Here is a 19,325-nt window from a genome sequence, read left to right on the forward strand (position 1 = left end):
GCCCTGACCTGACTGTCATCGGCGCGTGGTCCGGGCTGGAAATGGCCTGCTGGGATATTCTGGGCAAAGACCGCGACCGCCCTGTGCACGCGCTGATCGGCGGGCGCATGAACGACCGCATCCGCGCCTATACCTATCTTTATCCCCGCCCCGCGCATCCTTTGCCAGACTTCTGGTCCAGCCCCGATATGGCGGCCGAGGTCGCGGTTGATATGGTCGAGAAAGGCTATACGGCGGTCAAATTCGATCCCGCAGGCCCCTATACCATCCGGGGTGGCCACATGCCGTCCATGTATGACATCAGCCTGTCGGTCAGTTTCTGCAAAAAAATCCGTGAAGCCGTGGGTGACCGCGCCGATCTGTTGTTCGGCACGCACGGCCAGTTCAGCACCGGCGGCGCGATCAGGCTGGGCAAGGCGCTCGAGCCCTACAGCCCGCTTTGGTACGAAGAACCGATCCCGCCGGACAACGTCAATGAAATGGCCAAGGTCGCAGCGGCTGTCGCTATTCCAGTGGCAACAGGCGAAAGGCTGACGACAAAGGCCGAATTTGCAACCGTCTTGCGTTCGGGGGCCGCCACGATCCTGCAACCCGCCCTTGGACGGTCTGGCGGCATCTGGGAAACCAAAAAAATCGCAGCGCTTGCCGAGGTCTATAACGCGCAAGTCGCACCCCATCTTTATGCAGGCCCCGTCGAATGGGCGGCGAATATCCAGCTCGCGGCCTCGATCCCGAATATCCTGATGGCTGAAACCATCGAAACACCATTCCACAACGCTCTGATCAAAGGCAGCATCACAGTCGAGGACGGATACATCCCTGTCCCCACAGCCCCCGGTCTGGGGATCGACTTTGACGAAGACCTTGCCCGCGCGCATCCCTTCACGGGCGACGGTCTGCATCTGCAAATGCAGGAAGACGCGATCGGCTATCACGGGGTGAACAGCTTTGCAGGTGGAGCGCCTGTCACACCCGATCTTGGCCAACCGGAATGATGCGCACGTCATACGCGCCTTGGACCGGGCGCGCAGCACAGCAGGGAATCGCGTTTTCGTAACCATGAGGTAAGGGCGGCGTGATCTTTCCTGCAACGCCTGCAAGGTGAAAGACCCTGACGCCTCGCTCGGCCATGCGTTTGACCAAGTGACGCGAGGGACAAGGGAAAACCTCGTTGAGGACAATGATCTGCGGCCACATGCCATCGATATAGTCTGCGATTGCCCCTTTGCGCGCGATATCAAGCAAGAGAACCGGCTTGTGCGAAAGGTGGTTGGGAAACGCTGCCGGACCATGGGCAACATCAACGATATGGCAGATCCACCCCTGCTGGCGCAACGCAGTCACGACACCGCTTCCAATGCGTCCCGCCCCACCAAGTACAATGACGTCGTTCACCCCTTCTTCAAGATAAGTGCGGCGCATACATGCCACGGCAGACACGACCGCTTGCACAACGGTTTCGCGCGTATCGTTCACTTCCATTTCGGTCGATTGCTTCAACACGGCGGGCAAAATTCCGGCAACGTTGATCACCTCGACACCAAGAATGCGCGCCGTGCGAGCCAACCTGTATTGCAGCATCCCGAAGGCTTTGGCATTCGCTGGATCTAGAAAATCTTCTTCCGTCATGGGTGACGCCATGACCAGACCCCACTCACCATTCTGACGCATCACCCCGATTGGCGAGGGCCGCCACCGGAAAAATCCTTCGATCCCCGGCAAAGCATAGCTGTTGATGAAATTTCGCGATCCTGCGTAACAAAAGAAAACAGACGTCCAACTGCGGTGACGCCGGTTCCACAGTCCGATCAGTCGATAGGGAAGACCTGTCAGACAGGCCAATGCGACCAATCCGACAATCAACTTCAGACCAAGGTTTCGAAGACCAAGCAAACGCATCAAAGAATTTCCCAACCTGTTCACACCTTTGGCCAAGAGCAGGTATCTTACAAGTGAGGCTATCCTGACCCGGACATCGGCCTGCTTCGCGGCAGATTTGACTTCGCACTTCCCTCTCTGGTTAAGCTCCCGTATCATTGAACTACGTTCACTAAGCAGAGGACCAGATGGCCACGAAAACCGAACTCCGCCGACAGGAATTGCGCGACACGTTGATTGCGATTGCCGAACGCACGATTGCCGCTGACGGTCTGACCGCCCTGCGTGCCCGTGATCTGGCCAGCGAGGCGGGCTGCGCCGTCGGTGCGATTTACAATGTCTTTGGCGATCTGACCGATCTGGTCTTGGCCGTAAACGCTCGCACTTTCCACAGGCTGGGCGCAGATGTGGCGGCAAGCCTCGCCGAGGCCCCGCAGGACCCTGTCGAACAACTGGTGATCATGGCGCAGGCCTATCACCGTTTTGCGGCACAGAACCACCTTAGCTGGCGGGCGCTGTTTGATGTCGAACGCGCACCGGGCGAGGCTGCACCGGATTGGTATCTGGCCGAGATGGGGCAGCTTTTCAATTATATCTCTGATCCGCTCGCGGTGATTTTCCCCGATCGCGCCGCCACTGACATCGCGCTTTTGACACGCGCGCTGTTTTCGTCCGTCCATGGGATCGTGCTTTTGGGGCTGGATCAGGCAAGTGCCGGCGTGCCCTCTGACGATATAGACCGGATGATCGCCCTTGTTTTAAGGCAAATCACGACCTCAGCATAATTTTTTGAACATCGTTCATTTTTGTCTTGCAACAGGAAACCAGATTCGCTATCTCTACTTCATGAACAGTGTTCACGCACTGAAACGAAATGGAGAGACCGATGTTCAAGACACTTGCCACACTGATCAACGGGCAGAATGCACGGGCCGAAGACCGCGTCCGCGACGCCTTTGCCATCGAATTGATCGACCAGAAAATTCGTGAAAGCGAAAACAGCCTGCGCGCCGCGAAAGCGACGCTTGCCAGCCTGATCCAGCGTCAGCGATCCGAGGAAAAGCAACATGCAGCGCTGAAAATGCGCATCAACGACCTGACCAAACGCGCCAAAGAAGCGCTGGAGAACGACCGCGAAGACATGGCCACCGAAGCCGCCCGCGCCATCGCCAATATGGAAAACGAATTGACTGTGCGCACTGAAACACTGGACCGTTTGGAACAGAAGGTCATGCGCCTGCGGTCCTCCATCGAAAGCGGCCACCGCCGGATCATCGACCTCAAGCAAGGTGCCATTCAGGCCCGCGCCGTGCGCCGCGAACAAAACATCCAAATGCAGATGTCCCGCACCGGTGTCACATCTGGCAGCGTGGAAGAGGCCGAAGAGTTGATCTCTCGCGTTCTGGGCCGCGATGACCCGTTCGAACGGTCCGAAATCCTTGCCGATATCAACCGCGATCTGGATGGCGGCACGATCACCGACCGTATGGCCGATGCCGGATTTGGTGCAGCCACCCGTTCAACTGCCGATGACGTTCTGGCCCGCCTGAAGGCTGGCAAGAAATAAACCCCAACCCCTGATACTCTATCACAAAAGGAAATCCAAAATGACACGTAATAAATCTGATAACGCATTGATCATGTTCGTAAACGGCGCCGGTGTCGCTGTGGCTTACGGGATGCTGGCGATCTCGCTCTGGCTCTCCACTGACGTCCCCCTCGCCACCAAAGGGTTCTGGGGCATGGCGGTCTTGATGTTGACCCTCGCGCTCGTAAACTTTGTCAAATACCGCTTTGATGAAAAGATGTCCGAAGACCGCATCAACCGGATCGAAGAGGCCCGTAACGAAAAGCTGCTGTCCGAATACGCGGGTGACTCGCTTTAAGGCAAAAACTCCGGCCTGCCCCTTGAATCCGGGGGCAGGCTTTTCTCTTTTCAAATCCCCACCCCTTCGCCAAAGTCAGCACCATGAAATTCTTGCGCAAATTTGCAGCCCGTATCGTCGGACAATCCATCCGCATCTTTGCGCGGGCGATCACGGCTGTGCGGGCCGATTGGCAAGGGATCGAACCTCTGCCACGACAGCGCGTCTATTTCGCTAACCACACCAGCAACGCGGACATGCCGATGATCTGGTCTGTCCTGCCGCCCGCAATGCGCCGCACTGTCCGGCCTGTTGCTGCCGCTGACTACTGGCTGAAAAACAAACTGCGCGCCTTTGTCGGACCCGAGGTCTTTAACTGCGTCCTTGTCGACCGCCGCCCCGAAGTGAACGACAAACCGATGGATAAAATCCTTGCGGCCCTCGACGAAGGATCATCGCTGATCATCTTTCCCGAAGGCAACCGCAACATGACCGAAGACCCGCTGCTGCCATTCAAGGCAGGGCTTTATAACATGGGGGTCGCGCGGCCTGATGTTGATCTGGTGCCCACATGGGTCGCCAATCTGACCGAAATCATGCCCAAGGGCGAAGTGATCCCCCTGCCTCTCATTTGCACCGTCACCTTTGGCGCCCCGCTTCATGTGCAAGAGGGCGAAAGCAAAGACGCGTTTCTCAAACGCGCCTCTGACGCCTTGCTGGCCTTGCGGCCCGAGGTGCGGGGATGAGCAGTACAACCGCAGATATCCTCCTGCTGGCTCTGGGCAGTTTCGGGATCCTGATAGCGCTGACTGTCTTGGGCGAAGTGCTGCGTGCGCGCCAGCCCGTCCACGAACCAAATCCGATGCTCGATACCTACATGACCCGCGTGCAAAGCTGGTGGGGCATGGTCGCCTTTATCGGCATCGCACTTTTGATGGGCAAACCGGGGATCATGACGCTCTTTGCCTTTGCCTCCTTTGCCGCCTTGCGTGAATTCCTGACGCTGACAACAAAGGCGCAGGCCGACCATCTGTCACTGGCGCTGGCGTTCTTTGTCGTTCTTCCGCTGCAATATGTGTTTGTCGGGCTGGGCTGGACCGGGCTTTTCACGGTCTTCATCCCCGTTTACGCCTTTTTGCTTTTGCCGATGATTTCGGCCCTGCGAGGAGATCCCAAGCGGTTTCTGGTCCGCGTGGCCGAGACCCAATGGGCGCTGATGATCGCGGTCTTCTGTGTGAGCCACGTGCCTGCGTTGATGTCGATTGATATCGATGGGTATGGCGACCGCTCGGTCCTGATGATCGCCTTTCTGGTGATGGTCGTGCAATTCGGTGACCTGCTGGAGTATTTCTTTGGCCGCCGCATCGGACGCACGAAAATCGCCCCCGGTCTGTCGCCCAAGACTTGGGAAGGGCTGGTCATGGGCGTGCTGAGCGCGATGATCATCGGCGCGACGCTGAACTGGATCACGCCTTTCGGGGTGATCGGAGCAGCGTTGATGGCGGGCACGGCTTCCTTCGTCGGCATGTTGGGCAGTATCGTGCTGGCGGCGATCAAGCGCGACCGTGGCGTGAAAGACTGGTCACATCTGATCCCCGGTCAAGGCGGGTTTGTCGATCAGCTTGACAGCGTGATCTTTGCAGCCCCGATTTTCTATCAGCTGACGGTGTATTTCTACACCTGACCACGGCCAGAAAACTGCGGTAGCTTGGACAGGTTCTTAGCCACAAGCGTGCCAATGCCCCCGACCTGATGCCGCCGGATTGCCCGATAATCCTCGCGGCTTTTGCGGATCATATGGGCAAAGGAACGGTTGCTGACCCCGCCCATCCTCATCCGCACCATCACATGCGGGAGATAGGCCAGCCGCACCTGCCCTTTCGTCAGAAACCGAAGCATCCCGTCGTAGTCGCCCGAAATCCGGTAACTGGTGTCGTAAAGTCCGGCGCGCGCAAAGACCTCTCGGCGCAGATAAAGCGTCGGATGCGGCGGCATCCAACCGCGCCTCAGTTGCGCAGGCGCGAAGTCCCCTGCCTTCCAATGGCGGATCACGCGGGTTTCATCGTCGCGCGCGATATATTGCAGATCACCGTAAACCCCATCAATCTCGGGGGCCTGCATCGCTTGTGCGACGCGCGCCAGCACATCATCGGACGCCAGTTGATCATCCGCATGCAAGAGGCCGATTACATCGCCAGAGGCGCGCGTGATCCCTTGGTTGATCGCGTCATAGATACCAGTATCAGGAACCGACAGCAGCGCCATTGCTCCGTGACCATGTGTTTGCAGATAGTCCAGCGTCCCATCGGTTGATCCGCCATCCTGCACGACATGTTCAACCTGCCGGTGGGTCTGCGCCTTGAGGCTGTCCAGCATCTGCGGCAACGTCGCGCGCCCGTTCATGACGGCGGTGACAACGGATATCTTCATGCGGCGGCCTTTGCATCACATGATCCTGCCTCGCGCACGTCTATCCCCAGCAACGCGCGGATCGCCTCTTCGGGCGTAGCACCTGTCTGGGCCATATGACGGCGCACCTCGGCCAGCTTTGCATCGACCAGATAGCGATACCAGAAGCCCTGCAACACGTGAAATGCCCGTGCCTGCGGGCCATCCAGAAACCCCAAGCGCAGCACATAGCGATAAAGGAAATAAGCCCCGGCCCGCAGTCCTGAAGGCAACCGACGATAGACATGCAGCTTGATCCAGCGTTTTGCCGCAGTCCCGCCTTTGCCTTGCAAGGCAGCCGCTTGCGGCAAAAACCCGAACGCGTGGTTCAGCACGTCAACGACCTCGCGGCTGGCATAGGTGTTGTGCTTGGCCACCCACCAATCCAGCGGGTTGCGGTTGTCGTCAATGATCTCTCCCGCCAGATGCGCTGTGGGACCGTCAACGACGATATGCTCATCCATCCAGCGCGGTTCGCAGCGGCCTTTGCCATTGCGAAACAGCCGGATGATCCGCACGGGAAAGACGCCACCATGCCGGACCATCTGCCCCATGAATTTGATCCGCCGCCCGATAAAAAGACCCGCGACATCAGGCAAACCTGCCTTTATCTGTGCCGCAAGTGCTGGTGTGACAAGCTCGTCGGCATCCAGGCGCAGCACCCAGCCAGCGTCATCCTTGATCTGGTCCAGCGCCCAGTTGAACTGCGTGGCATGGTTGACCCAAGGGTGGTGCATCACCTCTGCTCCCGCTGCTTTGGCAATCGTGGCGGTGCCGTCGACCGATCCGCTGTCAACAACGATGATCCGCGCGGCAATCTCTTGCACCGATGCAATGGCACGCCCGATATGTCGCGCCTCGTTCTTGGTCAGAATGATGACGGTAAGCGGGGTCATGCGGGCACCTGCGCCAAGCTGCCCGCTGCCAGTTCACGGTAGAGCGCCTCGAACGACGCCACCATGGCAGCGGGCGAAAAGTCACGCACCATCCAGGCCCGGCCCCGTTCGCCCATTGCGGGCAGGTCGCAGGCTGCAAGGGATGCAATTTCATGCGCCAGATCGACCTGCGCCAGATCTACGCAGCGCCCGCAGTCATGCGGCTCCACCGCCCCCCAAGGGGTTGCTGTGGTCGTCAGCACAGGCACCCCGTGCGCGAGGGCCTCTGCTACCACGATGCCGAAGTTTTCCGAATGTGACGGCAAGACAAAGAGGTCAGCGCCAGTGAATGCCGCAGTCTTTTGCGCCCCCTCGACATGACCATGCAGCCGGATCCGGCCCGCGCTGCGCGCAGCCTGATCCTGCAGCCCTGCGACATAGGTCTGATCTCCGGTACCATAGACATCCAGCGTAAAGCGGTCAGGCAGTCGCGCCATCGCGTCAAACAGGACTTCAATCCCCTTCTTGGGATGCAGCCGGCTGATGAACATCAAACGGCAGCGGCCATCGGGGGGGGCTTTCTGCTGTCTTGGTGGCACCGTGACAGCATTGGGGATCACCGCATAGGCCATGTCTGCAAGACGCCGCCTGCTTTGTCTGGCCTCTTGCTCGGCGGTCACATGCAGGATGCTGCGGTCGGGGCGCAAGACATGCGCCAGACGCTCAAAGCTGTGTTTGATACGCTTGTTGGGGGCCTCTGCCCAGTCTTGGGTGGCCTGCAAAGCGCCGCGCGGCGACCAAACGACAGGTTTGCCCAGCAGCCGCGCCAGCACGAATGTGGGCAGGGTGGGCATGTTGTAGGTGCCCGTCAGATGCACCACATCAGCCCAGGCGATGGCGGCGGGCAGCCGTGCCAAAAGCCCCGGCGCGATGCAGTTGCCAGCAATCCGCCGGGCGTAGTGCACCGGATATGGCAAGGGCACAGGCGTGACCCGGTCACTGATCGCAGGCCCCGCCGCATCACCGGTCAGCACCCGCAGAGTGACATCCGGCAAGGCGGCGATGCCGTCGCAGATCGCCTTGGTCGACCAGATCGGCCCGCCCCAATAGGTCGCGGGGTAAAATGTCGGCACGACATGCAAGATCTTCATGCGGCCACCTCGCGCGGGCTCCGCTGCCCGATGACCCTTGCGGGATTGCCCGCAACAATCGCCCCGACGGGTATGTTGCGGGTCACAACTGCGCCAGCGCCGATGACGGCTCCTGCACCGATCCGCTGGCATTGGGGCAGGACGATGGCGCGCATGCCGATCCACGCGCCGCGGCCTATATCCTTGGGCATCGCGCGCGGCGTGGAATGCGGATCAAGCCCGTGATCATGGGTGTAAAGCACTGCATCCTCAGAGATCAGCACATCATCGCCCAGCGTCAGGCCGCCCGTCATGTCAAGCAGGACGCCTTGATTGACCTGCACCCGATCACCGATGCGTAAGGCGGGGCTTTGCCCCTCTGCTGGCGCATGGACGCCGCGCCAAAAGATGCAGTCTGCGCCGATCTCGACCGCTGCAGGCCGATCAAACCGTACCCCTGCCTGAAACCGCGTTCGCGCACCAACCTGTGCCAATGCTGCCTTGTGCAACCGCGTGGCGATGCGGATTGCAAACCTGCGGTAAAGCGCACCCGCGAGGCGCAGCGCCCAAAATATCAACCTAGACATGGTGTGGAACTCCTTTCATCGCGGGCCCATAGCGCCTGATGCGATAGCGCGGCACGAAAATCACGATCATCGCCCAGATCAGGACAAGCTGCGCTGCGGCCCCGACGACAAAGGCACTGAAAGAGGATTGCAGGGTGGCCTGAACAAAGGGGTAAAAGATGAGCGGATAGAGCAAGAAGGCTCCATATCGCAGACTGTTGTGCGCACACAGCACCGCGACCTCTCCTTTGCGATAAAGCCAGCCGAGAATGAATCCAACACCGGCACCGGCCCATCCGAAATTTATGAAGGCCTCGCCGGGCCCGGTCACATTGAATGCCCCACCCGTGGTCACACCCATCACGTCGCGCTTGAGGAAAACCCCCAGATCGATGGCGGGCTTGTCCACCCAGATCGCGCGCGGGATCCAGCCAAAGCTCCACCAGCCATAACTTTCGCCCCAAAGATACATCGCGGGCGTCACACGGTCGGTCACCATGACAGCCGCGTTGATGTCCAGAAAATAGGTAGAGCCGACCATCTGCGCCCAAAGCCCGCGATCACCGCCCCGCAGGACCGTCATATAGGACACAAGAAGGAAAAGGGTCACTACCGCTGCCAGCGCGAGAACCCCGATACGCACCCCGATGCGGCCCCCGAGGATCAAGTAGACAGCCAAGCCGAAGACCAGAAGCTCAACCAATTCAAACCGATCGCCCGACATAAGCGCGATCAAGACCAAAAGCCCCGCAAGGATCGCCGCCTGCGCCAGAATGCGCCGCTCTTGCAAGACAATCCCCTGCGCAAGCAGCAGGACAAAGGCGCATTTTGGCACGATAAAGAACGTCTTGATCCCTGCCAGCGTGGCCCCCACCCCGCTGGCATTCACCTTGATCTGCTTGTCCGCATTCACTTGCGCCAAGATATCGCGCGACAAAAGCGACAACCCCCGCGCGTCCAGAAGCAGGACGATCGTAACCGCTGCAACCCCGAATGCGCTGGCAAAAAGCCAGCCCCGCCTTTCGATCCCGGCCGCAATATGGCGCGCCTCTGCAATGCCGGGTCGCATCTGATCGGACCGCACCGCGCAAAGATAGCCCAGACACATCAACAAGATGAAACTGGCCAGATAGACCACACCTGTCAGCAAGGCGCCGGGCGTATCGATGTACCGCTGGAAGAATGCAAATTCCGGAACAAAGCCGTAGACGACCACTTTGATCACAAAACCAAAGGCGCAGAAATAACTCAGCAAATGCATTGGCGAGACCAGCGGCACAAGGCCGAAACGCGCGCCCAGCCAGAACGGCAGGACCATGCACAGCGTGCCCAATGTCACGATCAGGACAGTTTCCATCGCCCCGACTTTCTGCGCCAGAGCACCATGGCCGAGGTATCGATCCCGTGCCGTTTGCGCAGGGTGCCCCACAGGAACACGCCACCCGCCGTCATCGCCACAACATAGGCCAGCGCATTCATGGTAATCGACAGGTGCGCTCCGAAAAACGGCACCGCCAGCAAATAGATCAAGATACCCAGAAACCGCGCGAGCGCGGCATAACGCGCCAGGCCACAAAGCGTCGCGACCGTATAGCCAGAGGCAAAGACCACTTGCCCCAAGGCACCGATCAGCAAGATCCCAAAGGCAAACGAGGCTTCTGCGGCGAATGCATCAGGCGATGTCAGCGTGACGATCGGCAGAGCCGCAAGGCCAATCATGAACAAGGCGGTTCCGGGAAGGAATGCGATCTGACTGCCAGCAGCACTGGCCTCGGCCAAACCGCGCCTGTCGTTTGCACCATGTGCGGCTGAAATCGGGGGTGCGCTGACCCAAGTGGCGACCGAGACCGGCAAAGCCACGAGATTCGCAATCCGGCGCAAAAGCGCGTAAAGCCCCAGCGCCTCTGGCGGCAAGACAGCGCCCCCGATGATCAGATCGATCTGGGCGATGACCATCCCCAGGACAGAGGTGCCATAGAGCGACGCGCTCCAGACCGGCCGCGCCTGCTTTGCCTGCAATCTGCCCGCCCTTTCGTGGCGCAGGCACCAAAAGATCACGATCAGGCTGCCTGCTCCCATGACAAACGCGCTGGCTATGAGGATTGATCCTGCCGTGCCATTGCCCGCAACAAGGGCCCCCACCCCCAACGCCATTTGCGGCCCCGCATCGCGCAGTGCCATCGACCATTGCACACTGCCCAGCGCCCGCATCACGCTGGCCAGACATCCCAACAGATTGACCGCAAAACCGACGCCCAAAACGACGGCCCAAGGCAGTTCAGCCCAAAGCGTGGATAGCAGTCCGAAGGCGGTGAGACCCAAAATCGCGGGATAAATCAGGCTGAGCGCAATCACATCACGGCCACGCAAACCGCCACCATCCGTCAGCGCACGCAATAGGATCAGCGGCCCACCCAGGGACAAAAGCGTCCCCGCAACCAAGGCCAACCCCCAAAGGAAGGCAAGGGCGCCAAAAGTTTCGAGACCCAAGAATGCCGCCAAACCCAGCATGACAACAAAATTCATCCCGACAATGCCCGCACGCAGGCCAAGCGTGCCCAAAGCACCGCGTTTTGCCAGATTTGTCAGCTTTGCAAAGATCATCACGCCATCATCACAGTCCAGGCACGACAAACATCACGCGCCACGATGGCTTTAGTCCTCATTCATTGTGATTAATTAATGGTTAACCGGTTTGTGGTTCTTTGGGGTGGCATTCATAGCTTCTTACGGGATCAGGTTTCGATGACGAAACACCGCACAGAACCAAGACAACCGCCTCAAGCTCAATGGCTGGCAACGGTCGAGCCGATCCCGCCTTTTGATTTCAGGGGGCTTCTTGGTGTCATCTGGCAGGGCAAATGGCTGATCTTGCTGTCCCTGATCTTGGCCGTCACGGTTGCCGGCTACTATGCTTTCCGGATGGCGCAACCGCGTTATGAAGCAATCGCAACGGTCGCTCTCGATCCCGCGCCGGCCGGTTTGCGCACCGGCGCAGCCCCCTTGGCTGTCACCATCAGCGATGACGTGCGTTTGAACACCGCAATTGCGGCGCTGACTTCGGACCAATTGCTTGGTGACGTGATCGCAGAACTGGATCTGATGGCAGACCCAGAGTTCAATCGCTACCTCAATCCCCCGTCGCCCTATGCGCCGGACAGCCTGCGCAGGCGCATCAGGCATCTCTTGGCCGGCACGACAGATCAGCTGCCGACGGCGGCAGAAATGGCGGAAAAGGCCAATGACAACCTGCGCGGGACACTCCAGATCTCAAGACGGCCCGAAACCTTTATCCTCCAGATCAAAGCGCGCAGCGGGAATCCTGACAAAGCTGCCCTGATCGCCAATACCATCGCCCAGCGATACCTCGCCGATCTGCACGGTTTGCAGGTCGCGACAGGCGAGACAACGCTGCGGTGGTTGAGCGAACAAGTTGCAGATCTCGAAGACCAGCTTGCGACAAGGCAGCTCCAGATCAGTGAATTGGTCGCGTCTGCGCAGCTTCAGGAGGGGGCAGGCATTGACGCACTCAGCATCCAGGTCTTGCAGGCTGACCAACAGTTGGCCCAACTTCAGGCGGAACTGACTGGGCTGGCAGATCAGCCGATTGATAACAGCGGCCGCATCCCCGCCGAAATCTCGCAAAAGCAAGCGGCGATCACGACAACAACGGCATTGCGCGCGCGCCTGAGTGCGCAACTGTCTTCACAATCCTCTGGCCTTGCCCAATTGGACCAACTGCGACGCGAGGCTGATGCGACCCGTGTCATTTACGAAAACTTCCTTACCCGGTTGCAGGACGCGCGGGCGCAACAAACGCTTATTACACCAATCGGGCAAGGCTTCACGATGGCGACCAAAGGGCAGTACATCGGCCCACAAAAGATCCTGATCCTGACCATCGCGGCCATGATTGGGACGGTCATGGGGCTGGTGCTTGTGGCCGTCAGCTACAGCTTGCGCAAAGGCGTCATCGACGCTGCAGAGCTATGCGATGCGACCAACCTGCCTGTACTTGCCCAATTTCCGAAAACCGCCTTGGGCAGTGCTTCGCAGCTGTGGAAACGATTGGATTCTGATCGGCAATCCACCTTATCAGAGGCCGTCAAGGGTTTGCGGACTTCCCTGCTCATCGCCAATCACGGAAAGCTGCCGCAAATCATCCTGTCTACCGCGAGCCTTCCGGATGAAGGCAAAACGACCCATGCAATCGCCTTGGCCGACACGCTTGGCCACGTGGGCAAATCGGTACTCTTGATTGGCGCAGACCCGGCTGGGCGAACCTTGCTGTCGGTCCTCTCTGCAAGACCGCGTCTGAGCATTAAGGATATCATCTTGGGTCATGCATCAGCGGCTGAGGTGGTGATCCATGACAGGCAGATAAGGGCGGATGTCCTGCTGGCAACACAGGCAGACGATCAGGCAGATGTCTTGCTTGGCGAAGCATTCGGCGCGCTGTTGGATCAGCTGCGGCAAAACTACGATCACATCATCATTGATAGCCCGCCGGTGATGACCGCTCCCGAAACCCGCCTCTTGGCGCAACATGCGGATGCGGTCATTTATGCGGTCCGTTGGGCAAAAACACCGATGGCACTGGTAAACCGCGGCCTGCAGGCTTTGGACGATGCCGGCGCACCGGCAACCGGGCTTATACTGTCAAAAATCAATCCACGAAAACTGCGGCAGGTCGGGCAAGGGTCTTTCGTCGCGGCGCATGGTATGTCGGTCCCTGCTTGACCCGAAAAGAGGCCACCGGATATCAGCGGCCCCTTTTCTGCCTTTGTCTAGACAACCGACATCACATGCCGGTTAAAGAAGCTCACCACATCACCATTGCCAAAGACCAATCCGCTGCTGGTGTCCGGCGCGATATAGGCCTTGGCGACCCAGTCGTCGTTCCCGCTTTCTGAACGGCCATCCAGATTGGGTCGCAGGAACGCACTCAACGCGCCCAACGCGACCGTCGCCGAGCCCTGCGCCCCCGCTTCATGCCCATAGGTCAGCAAAGCGCCATTGACCTGAGCGGAGAGGCCAAGCCGCGTCGCACCCGGGAAATCAATATTCGAGGGCATCTGCCCGGCAAAATCCGCTAGATTGACCGCGATGGCAGCCGGTGCTGCAATGCTGTCAACGACAGTTGTCTGACCCTCGCCGTCCCAGCGGACCATCGGCAACATCCCCGGATAGAACCATTCGACATCCATTTGCGCACCCGTACCGGTCACGACGACAGCATGATTGACAGAGCCGGGCACCACGGAACGGATCAATTGACAGCTGGCGACAGCAACGCCCGCCCCAGTCTGCCACGTCGTATCCTCGGCAATGGCAATCTGCGCGCCGACACTCAGACCGCTCCCGGTCGTCTGTGGCACCCAAGCCAACCCATCCAGTGAAATGCTCCGCGCGTCGAGAACCTCATGGCCATGGGTTTGCCCGCCCAGTTCCGTGACAACACCGCCAACGGCAAATCGGATCGCGTATTCGCGCTCTGACGGATAGTCGATTGCGACAAACTCGGGGTATGTCGGGCGATTGTCAGCACGCCAGTCAAGATTGCCATCCGAGGCGATCCCGCTGGTATGTAAGGGGCCGGTCGTCCCGCTGACACCATTGGCGCGTGCAGCGTAGAACGTGCCGCCAAACTGGACTTCATCCCCCATCTGGTAGGTCGTTGCAGGGGTCCAAAGCGGAGGAAGAATATGTGGGTCCTGCAACGACCCCGAAATCGAGACCGCCTCGATCATGATGGTATTTCCGCCCGGTGACGCGGCGCCGCCCAAGGTCAGGGTGATCTCATGAGCACCGCTCAGACCGCTGGCCACCTTGATGGACTGGCGGCGCTGCAAATCAGATGGTGTATAGGTTGAAAACGCCTTGAAGCCCAAAGCTGCGGGGTCGCCGATCTCGTTCACAAGGTCTTGCGATCCGTCAATCTCGACCCGGACATAGGCGCCACTCGTCCGACCGGTATAGTTGATCCAAAGATCATAGGTGGCCGCGCGGTCGACTGTCACCGCCGCAATCGCACCGGTAGAAGAGGTCGAAATTGCACGATTGCCGGTATAGCTCCCGGACCGTCCCGAACCGGAGGTCTGCTGCTGAGACCAAGACCCCGTCAGCGCCATCCTTCCTACCGGATATACATTGCGCAAATTGGCGACAACTGTCTCGCGCCACGAGTACCGCGTGCCTGCATTGTCATTGTCAAAACGCAGGCGCGCCGCGTGCTCTGCACCAACTTCGGTCCAGACCGCCAGCCCCCCGTTTGGCGCTTGAGCCAGCCCCACATGCGTGCCGCCACCCTGCCGGAAAAATGCGGCCAAAGGGGCCGCAGACGGCGGCCGTCCCCCGGTACGCCCCGGCGAAAGCTCAAAACCGATCATGGTTCAGTACCACGCAATCAACTGAGCCGTGGTCCCTGCCGCCAACACACGCAGCGGGCGGATGGACAAGACAGTCCCCGCAGTCACTTCATAACTGATCGCTGCGCCGTCGTTATCCTGCAAGACTGCCGTGCCACCAGCATTGACATAAATTGCGCGCGGACGGACCGGCAGATCAGCCCCGTCAGAGGGCACAATCGCATAGTGTGCAACAGCAGGCGATGTGAGGTTCACATAGTCGGTATCAAAAGGATCGGGCATCAAAATCTCCAAGTTTGGTTGATCCACCATCCTTAGAAACACCCGATTACCAACCGCTTGGGCCAGCGCTCGCAGGGACCCGCAACGGGGGCTGCGGCAAAAACTTGAGAGGCTGCCCTAGCTGCCCTTGCAGCCAAGCACCACACAAAGTGTGCGCCATGTGATCCACAGATCAAACCCAAAGCTCGCATTGGCCAGATAGTACAGATCCGCCGCGACCTTGCGGTGCAACCCATCAACCCCGTCGACATAACCCACCTCGGTCTGGGCATAGCCACTGATCCCCGGAAGCGCCTGATAGCGGCGCGCATAATCCGGCACCTCCTTGAGGTAGACGACTGCGTGTTCGAAAGCATCCGGCCGCGGGCCAATCAGACTCATCTCTCCGCGCAACACATTGATAATCTGCGGCAACTCATCCAGACGCGACTTGCGCAAGAAGCGTCCCAAAGGCGGAATGCGATCCGCCTCTAGCGCATCGAAAGCCCCGCGCACCGCCGTCGCCTCAACCCGCATGGTGCGAAACTTGATGGCGGTGAACGCGCGGCAATCCTGCCCCATCCGGGACTGCCGAAAGATCAGCGGACCCGCATTCAGGAACGGATTGATCAGGACCAAAACAAGGGTGAGGATCAGCAAGGGCAACAACAACATCAGTGACAGGCAGAGGTCAAAACTCGCCTTGGAAAGATGGCGGTGCACGTGTTTCTGCCGCCTGTGGCCTGCTGTCCCTTCAAGCACATCATTTTGAAAATCGAACATCATACAGTCACCTCTCTCCAGAGAACCGGCAGATGTGCCTGTCAGTCCTTTATGGTTAAGAAAGTTGAAAGATGTCGGTTAAGGAGTGATTAACTTTGGCGTGCGCCAAAGCTGAAAATACCGGTGAAACGGCCAAAAATAGCCGTTTTTCGTTAACTTTTGCGAAAATTTGCCCTTCTCGAAAGCCGTTCGGCCTTGGCAGGAATGACACATCGGGTTCGACTGTCAGAGAGACGCCGCGCAGTGTCATTCAGGTGCAATGCCAAATGCTCAAGGGGGGAATTGGCGATCCGAGAAGGAATCGAACCCTCAACCTGCTGATTAGAAGTCAGCTGCTCTATCCAGTTGAGCTATCGGACCGCACGGGCGTGGTATGGCGCGCCAGCCCTGTCTTTGGCAAGTCTAAACAGACATCAGCCTAATGCGTCCAAACGCCCCGACGGTTGGTGGCAAAGTTTTCTCCATATCCACCGGGGCGGATATTGGCTTTGCGCGTCTTGGGCTCTTGAACGATGGCATCAATGCCTTGCTCGCGGGCATACTCCAAGGCAGCTTCCTTGCTGTCGAACGCCAGCTTGACCTGCGCCTGCGTGTCACTGGACGATGTCCAGCCCATCAACGGATCAACCTCGCGCGCGGTTTCGGCCACATGCTCCAGCACCCAATGCTTGGTCTTGGCCGTGCCCGAGGACATGGCGGTCTTGGCTGGCTTGTAGATTCGTGCGCGCATTGCGGGTCTCCCTTGGCTGGGTCTTATATGTGCAAAAACACGGCGTTTCGCAAGCGCGCTTACGCCCATTCGCCGCCACGCATCACCGGCACGCGGTCACCGGTCTTGGTGATCCCGTCGATATCCACCGCATCCGACCCCATCATCCAATCCACGTGGACAATGCTCTGGTTGCCACCCTTTTGCTTGATCTCTTCAGGCGACAGTTCCGACCCGCCTTCGATCGTGTCCGCATAGCACTGGCCCAATGCGATGTGACAGGACGCATTTTCATCAAAAAGCGTGTTGTAAAACAGCGTTCCCGACTGGCTGATCGGGCTGGAATGCGGCACCAGGGCCACCTCGCCGATCCGGCTGGCCCCATCGTCGGTGTTCAGCAACGCGTTCAACACATCTTCGCCTTTGGTCGCTGTGGCCTCGACAATCCGCCCGGCCTCGAACCGCACGGCGATATTTTCGATCACGTTACCATTGTAGGCCAAGGGCTTGGTCGCCGCGACCGTGCCGTCGACCTTATAGGCATGCGGGCAGGTAAAGACCTCTTCTGTCGGGATATTGGGCTGACAGGTCACGCCATTGAGCGCAGGTGACGCGCCACCTTTCCAGATATGCCCGTCCGCCAGCCCAAGCATCAGATCGGTGCCCGGCCCAGTGTAATGCAAGGCACTGAAATTCTGCGCATTCAGCCAGTTCACCCGCTCTTTAAGGTTGGCCGTATGTGCAGCCCAATTGGCCACCGGATCGTCGCCCTCAAGTCGCGACGCGGCATAGATCGCATCCATCAACCTGCCCTGTGCCTCTTCCACCGGCAGATCAGGATAGACGCGCGCCGCCCAAGCCGCACCGGGATAGGCCACGATATTCCAGTTCACCTCGAATCCGACAATCGGCCCCATCGCAGGCTTGGCGGCAATCGACGTGGCCTTGCTCAGCCGCGCCACCTTGGCCGGGTCCTGTGCTGCCAAAAGCATCGGGTCATCACCAGTGATCGCCATACGGGCGGCACCACTTTTGAAAGCCGCAGCCATCCCCTCGTAAAACCAGTTCGGGGCACGGTCGAAACTGGCGTCAGGGGCATTTTCATAGCGGGCCAAAGTGATTTGATCATCGGTAAAGAAAGGCGTCACAATCCCCGCGCCCGCCTTATAGGCATGGACCGTAATGCGGCGCACCAACTCAAGCGCGGCCATGGGGGCGGTGATCACAAGGTCCTGCCCCGCTTGCAGGTTGACACCGGTACGGACAGCCACCTCTGCCAGACGGTCAAGTTTGACGGGATCGATATGGTCGGACATGGGATTTCCTTTGTTAGTCGTCTGCGCCAAATTTGTTGCATGACTTTCGAAATCATCAAGCTGCATCAGCGAACATCGGCAAATATTGTTTTTTGAATCAACCATATCGCATAGGAGATAAAAGTGTTCGAGGGCAACTAGCGTGATGTGATGCAAATTACGGTGAAATCATCGCAGGAGACCGCCGAAAGAATTGGTGGGCGATGGAGTTTGACAGACATTCGAAAGGTCACGGAAACAAAACGCGCCGTTGTCTATAAGGCGCTTGGGCCAAACGGACCTGTCGCCTTAAAACTCTACAATCAGATTGGGGCAAGTGGTGAAGGGGCAGCGATCTCGTTTCTGAGGCAACTAAAACCTGACTTCGGCGTTCAGGTTCTCCGCGTGAACCACATGCGCACGGCGGTTTTAATGGAGTGGCTCGAAGGGCCCGGTCTGGATACATTGGTCAGAACCAATAACGAACTTGAAGCCGTCAGACACTTAGCGACAGTCGCCAAAGCCGTCGCTCAGACAGAATTCATACGGCAGTTCGTTTATCAGCGTCTCGCACCCAAACTTCAGCAAGACTTTAAGCAAAAGATCGCGAAGGATGATGCCGCGAGCCCTGACCGGATCATCAAGCGGGCAGCACTTATCCTTGACGAACTGGTGCAGACGACGGCACAAGAGCGCGTTGTCCACGGAGACTTGGGTTTTAGCAATGTAATAGTAACCAAAGACGGGCCACGGTTGATCGATCCCAAAGGATTACGCGCTGACCCAGCCCACGAATTCGGCAAAGCGATGATCCAAGCGTATGGCAGCGTCTCGATAGATGAGTATATCCGGAAAATCAAATCCCGCTCCGAGATCATGTCCGGCGCAATAGATGCGTCCCCACAGCGCCTGATCCGATGGGGTGCTGTTGTTCTAGCTCGCTCGTCGTTCAAACACAAAGCAACGTCACCACAACGCCAGTCTCTTGAACCTTATCTGGAAGCGTTTCTCGACCTCGCTGAACGGCGGCGGGCCTAGAACACCCAAACCCTCCTGACACATCCTGTCAGGAGCCGCCCTTGAACCCCAATACAAACACATCAACTATAGGGGACCCAAAGGAATCCTCGCCATGGCTTACGCCCAG

Annotated in this window: 20 protein-coding genes and 1 tRNA gene; 8 read left to right on the forward strand and 13 right to left on the reverse strand. The window is 58.7% G+C overall.

Going from position 1 to position 19,325, the window contains the following annotated elements; all coding sequences use genetic code 11:
• Positions 1-995 (forward strand): mandelate racemase/muconate lactonizing enzyme family protein (locus tag NWQ23_RS04545; protein WP_306165063.1); only part of this gene is annotated, 995 nt, incomplete at its 5' end.
• Here the strand turns inward: NWQ23_RS04545 and NWQ23_RS04550 are convergent.
• Positions 967-1,899 carry a hypothetical protein gene (locus NWQ23_RS04550; RefSeq protein ID WP_306165064.1) on the reverse strand — a complete coding sequence of 311 codons (933 nt, stop codon included), beginning with the start codon at positions 1,897-1,899 and terminating at the stop codon, positions 967-969. The two genes, NWQ23_RS04545 and NWQ23_RS04550, sit on opposite strands and share 29 nt — an antisense overlap.
• A gap of 167 nt (positions 1,900-2,066) precedes the next feature.
• On the opposite strand from NWQ23_RS04550, the gene NWQ23_RS04555 reads away from it, so the two are divergent.
• The 5 genes from NWQ23_RS04555 (at position 2,067) to NWQ23_RS04575 (ending at position 5,427) form a co-directional block, all read left to right on the forward strand.
• Positions 2,067-2,663, forward strand: coding sequence for a TetR/AcrR family transcriptional regulator (locus NWQ23_RS04555; RefSeq protein ID WP_306165065.1), 597 nt, complete (start codon positions 2,067-2,069; stop codon positions 2,661-2,663).
• A gap of 101 nt (positions 2,664-2,764) precedes the next feature.
• Positions 2,765-3,445 carry a PspA/IM30 family protein gene (locus tag NWQ23_RS04560; protein WP_306165066.1) on the forward strand — a complete coding sequence of 227 codons (681 nt, stop codon included), beginning with the start codon at positions 2,765-2,767 and terminating at the stop codon, positions 3,443-3,445.
• A 40-nt stretch (positions 3,446-3,485) separates the two neighbouring features.
• Positions 3,486-3,764, forward strand: a complete 279-nt coding sequence (locus NWQ23_RS04565) for a hypothetical protein (RefSeq protein WP_306165067.1) — start codon at positions 3,486-3,488, stop codon at positions 3,762-3,764.
• Positions 3,765-3,847: 83 nt separating this feature from the next.
• A complete protein-coding gene (locus tag NWQ23_RS04570; protein WP_306165068.1) occupies positions 3,848-4,489 on the forward strand; it encodes a 1-acyl-sn-glycerol-3-phosphate acyltransferase in 642 nt (213 codons plus the stop codon).
• On the forward strand, positions 4,486-5,427 hold the full coding sequence (locus NWQ23_RS04575) for a phosphatidate cytidylyltransferase (RefSeq protein ID WP_306165069.1): 942 nt from the start codon (positions 4,486-4,488) through the stop codon (positions 5,425-5,427). The genes NWQ23_RS04570 and NWQ23_RS04575 overlap by 4 nt, the downstream gene beginning before the upstream one ends.
• Here the strand turns inward: NWQ23_RS04575 and NWQ23_RS04580 are convergent.
• From NWQ23_RS04580 to NWQ23_RS04605, 6 genes are read right to left on the reverse strand one after another with little or no spacing between them, the layout of a single operon-like run.
• A complete protein-coding gene (locus NWQ23_RS04580; protein WP_306165070.1) occupies positions 5,418-6,173 on the reverse strand; it encodes a glycosyltransferase family 2 protein in 756 nt (251 codons plus the stop codon). The genes NWQ23_RS04575 and NWQ23_RS04580 overlap by 10 nt on opposite strands.
• Positions 6,170-7,087, reverse strand: a complete 918-nt coding sequence (locus NWQ23_RS04585) for a glycosyltransferase family 2 protein (protein WP_306165071.1) — start codon at positions 7,085-7,087, stop codon at positions 6,170-6,172. The genes NWQ23_RS04580 and NWQ23_RS04585 overlap by 4 nt, the downstream gene beginning before the upstream one ends.
• Positions 7,084-8,217, reverse strand: coding sequence for a glycosyltransferase (locus NWQ23_RS04590; RefSeq protein ID WP_306165072.1), 1,134 nt, complete (start codon positions 8,215-8,217; stop codon positions 7,084-7,086). Before NWQ23_RS04590 ends, NWQ23_RS04585 begins: the two co-directional genes overlap by 4 nt.
• Positions 8,214-8,783 carry an acyltransferase gene (locus tag NWQ23_RS04595; protein ID WP_306165073.1) on the reverse strand — a complete coding sequence of 190 codons (570 nt, stop codon included), beginning with the start codon at positions 8,781-8,783 and terminating at the stop codon, positions 8,214-8,216. Before NWQ23_RS04595 ends, NWQ23_RS04590 begins: the two co-directional genes overlap by 4 nt.
• Positions 8,776-10,119 (reverse strand): O-antigen polymerase, encoded by a 1,344-nt coding sequence (locus NWQ23_RS04600; protein ID WP_306165074.1) that lies wholly within the window; start codon positions 10,117-10,119, stop codon positions 8,776-8,778. Before NWQ23_RS04600 ends, NWQ23_RS04595 begins: the two co-directional genes overlap by 8 nt.
• Positions 10,104-11,366 (reverse strand): lipopolysaccharide biosynthesis protein, encoded by a 1,263-nt coding sequence (locus tag NWQ23_RS04605; RefSeq protein ID WP_306165075.1) that lies wholly within the window; start codon positions 11,364-11,366, stop codon positions 10,104-10,106. Before NWQ23_RS04605 ends, NWQ23_RS04600 begins: the two co-directional genes overlap by 16 nt.
• A 141-nt stretch (positions 11,367-11,507) precedes the next feature.
• Here NWQ23_RS04605 and NWQ23_RS04610 point away from each other — a divergent pair, with 141 nt between their 5' ends.
• Complete coding sequence (locus NWQ23_RS04610) at positions 11,508-13,502, forward strand: polysaccharide biosynthesis tyrosine autokinase (protein ID WP_306165076.1); 1,995 nt, start codon at positions 11,508-11,510, stop codon at positions 13,500-13,502.
• A gap of 47 nt (positions 13,503-13,549) precedes the next feature.
• On the opposite strand, the gene NWQ23_RS04615 is transcribed toward NWQ23_RS04610, so the two are convergent.
• The 6 genes from NWQ23_RS04615 to NWQ23_RS04640 form a co-directional block, all read right to left on the reverse strand.
• Positions 13,550-15,151: a hypothetical protein gene (locus tag NWQ23_RS04615; protein ID WP_306165077.1), complete on the reverse strand. Its 1,602-nt coding sequence runs from the start codon at positions 15,149-15,151 to the stop codon at positions 13,550-13,552.
• Positions 15,152-15,154: 3 nt separating this feature from the next.
• Positions 15,155-15,412, reverse strand: coding sequence for a hypothetical protein (locus tag NWQ23_RS04620; protein WP_306165078.1), 258 nt, complete (start codon positions 15,410-15,412; stop codon positions 15,155-15,157).
• A gap of 117 nt (positions 15,413-15,529) precedes the next feature.
• On the reverse strand, positions 15,530-16,174 hold the full coding sequence (locus NWQ23_RS04625; protein WP_306165079.1) for a sugar transferase: 645 nt from the start codon (positions 16,172-16,174) through the stop codon (positions 15,530-15,532).
• Positions 16,175-16,457: 283 nt separating this feature from the next.
• Positions 16,458-16,534: transfer RNA gene (locus NWQ23_RS04630), tRNA-Arg, on the reverse strand.
• Between the two features lie 58 nt (positions 16,535-16,592).
• On the reverse strand, positions 16,593-16,904 hold the full coding sequence (locus tag NWQ23_RS04635) for an ETC complex I subunit (protein ID WP_306165080.1): 312 nt from the start codon (positions 16,902-16,904) through the stop codon (positions 16,593-16,595).
• A gap of 59 nt (positions 16,905-16,963) precedes the next feature.
• Complete coding sequence (locus NWQ23_RS04640) at positions 16,964-18,199, reverse strand: aminopeptidase (RefSeq protein WP_306165081.1); 1,236 nt, start codon at positions 18,197-18,199, stop codon at positions 16,964-16,966.
• Positions 18,200-18,349: 150 nt separating this feature from the next.
• On the opposite strand from NWQ23_RS04640, the gene NWQ23_RS04645 reads away from it, so the two are divergent.
• A complete protein-coding gene (locus tag NWQ23_RS04645) occupies positions 18,350-19,216 on the forward strand; it encodes a phosphotransferase family protein (protein WP_306165082.1) in 867 nt (288 codons plus the stop codon).
• The last annotated feature ends 109 nt before the right edge of the window (positions 19,217-19,325 follow it).

Source organism: Yoonia sp., from assembly GCF_030731595.1.
Taxonomy (GTDB): Bacteria; Pseudomonadota; Alphaproteobacteria; order Rhodobacterales; family Rhodobacteraceae; genus Yoonia.

Excerpts from the sequence above, each read along its gene's own strand:
- NWQ23_RS04605 (WP_306165075.1), bottom strand. The coding sequence starts at position 11,366 with ATGATCTTTGCAAAGCTGACAAATCTGGCAAAACGCGGTGCTTTGGGC.
- NWQ23_RS04625 (WP_306165079.1), bottom strand. The coding sequence starts at position 16,174 with ATGTTCGATTTTCAAAATGATGTGCTTGAAGGGACAGCAGGCCACAGG.
- NWQ23_RS04570 (WP_306165068.1), top strand. The coding sequence starts at position 3,848 with ATGAAATTCTTGCGCAAATTTGCAGCCCGTATCGTCGGACAATCCATC.
- NWQ23_RS04560 (WP_306165066.1), top strand. The coding sequence starts at position 2,765 with ATGTTCAAGACACTTGCCACACTGATCAACGGGCAGAATGCACGGGCC.
- NWQ23_RS04575 (WP_306165069.1), top strand. The coding sequence starts at position 4,486 with ATGAGCAGTACAACCGCAGATATCCTCCTGCTGGCTCTGGGCAGTTTC.
- NWQ23_RS04610 (WP_306165076.1), top strand. The coding sequence starts at position 11,508 with ATGACGAAACACCGCACAGAACCAAGACAACCGCCTCAAGCTCAATGG.
- NWQ23_RS04595 (WP_306165073.1), bottom strand. The coding sequence starts at position 8,783 with ATGTCTAGGTTGATATTTTGGGCGCTGCGCCTCGCGGGTGCGCTTTAC.
- NWQ23_RS04550 (WP_306165064.1), bottom strand. The coding sequence starts at position 1,899 with ATGCGTTTGCTTGGTCTTCGAAACCTTGGTCTGAAGTTGATTGTCGGA.
- NWQ23_RS04565 (WP_306165067.1), top strand. The coding sequence starts at position 3,486 with ATGACACGTAATAAATCTGATAACGCATTGATCATGTTCGTAAACGGC.
- NWQ23_RS04615 (WP_306165077.1), bottom strand. The coding sequence starts at position 15,151 with ATGATCGGTTTTGAGCTTTCGCCGGGGCGTACCGGGGGACGGCCGCCG.
- NWQ23_RS04580 (WP_306165070.1), bottom strand. The coding sequence starts at position 6,173 with ATGAAGATATCCGTTGTCACCGCCGTCATGAACGGGCGCGCGACGTTG.
- NWQ23_RS04640 (WP_306165081.1), bottom strand. The coding sequence starts at position 18,199 with ATGTCCGACCATATCGATCCCGTCAAACTTGACCGTCTGGCAGAGGTG.
- NWQ23_RS04600 (WP_306165074.1), bottom strand. The coding sequence starts at position 10,119 with ATGGAAACTGTCCTGATCGTGACATTGGGCACGCTGTGCATGGTCCTG.
- NWQ23_RS04635 (WP_306165080.1), bottom strand. The coding sequence starts at position 16,904 with ATGCGCGCACGAATCTACAAGCCAGCCAAGACCGCCATGTCCTCGGGC.
- NWQ23_RS04590 (WP_306165072.1), bottom strand. The coding sequence starts at position 8,217 with ATGAAGATCTTGCATGTCGTGCCGACATTTTACCCCGCGACCTATTGG.
- NWQ23_RS04585 (WP_306165071.1), bottom strand. The coding sequence starts at position 7,087 with ATGACCCCGCTTACCGTCATCATTCTGACCAAGAACGAGGCGCGACAT.
- NWQ23_RS04645 (WP_306165082.1), top strand. The coding sequence starts at position 18,350 with ATGCAAATTACGGTGAAATCATCGCAGGAGACCGCCGAAAGAATTGGT.
- NWQ23_RS04620 (WP_306165078.1), bottom strand. The coding sequence starts at position 15,412 with ATGCCCGATCCTTTTGATACCGACTATGTGAACCTCACATCGCCTGCT.
- NWQ23_RS04555 (WP_306165065.1), top strand. The coding sequence starts at position 2,067 with ATGGCCACGAAAACCGAACTCCGCCGACAGGAATTGCGCGACACGTTG.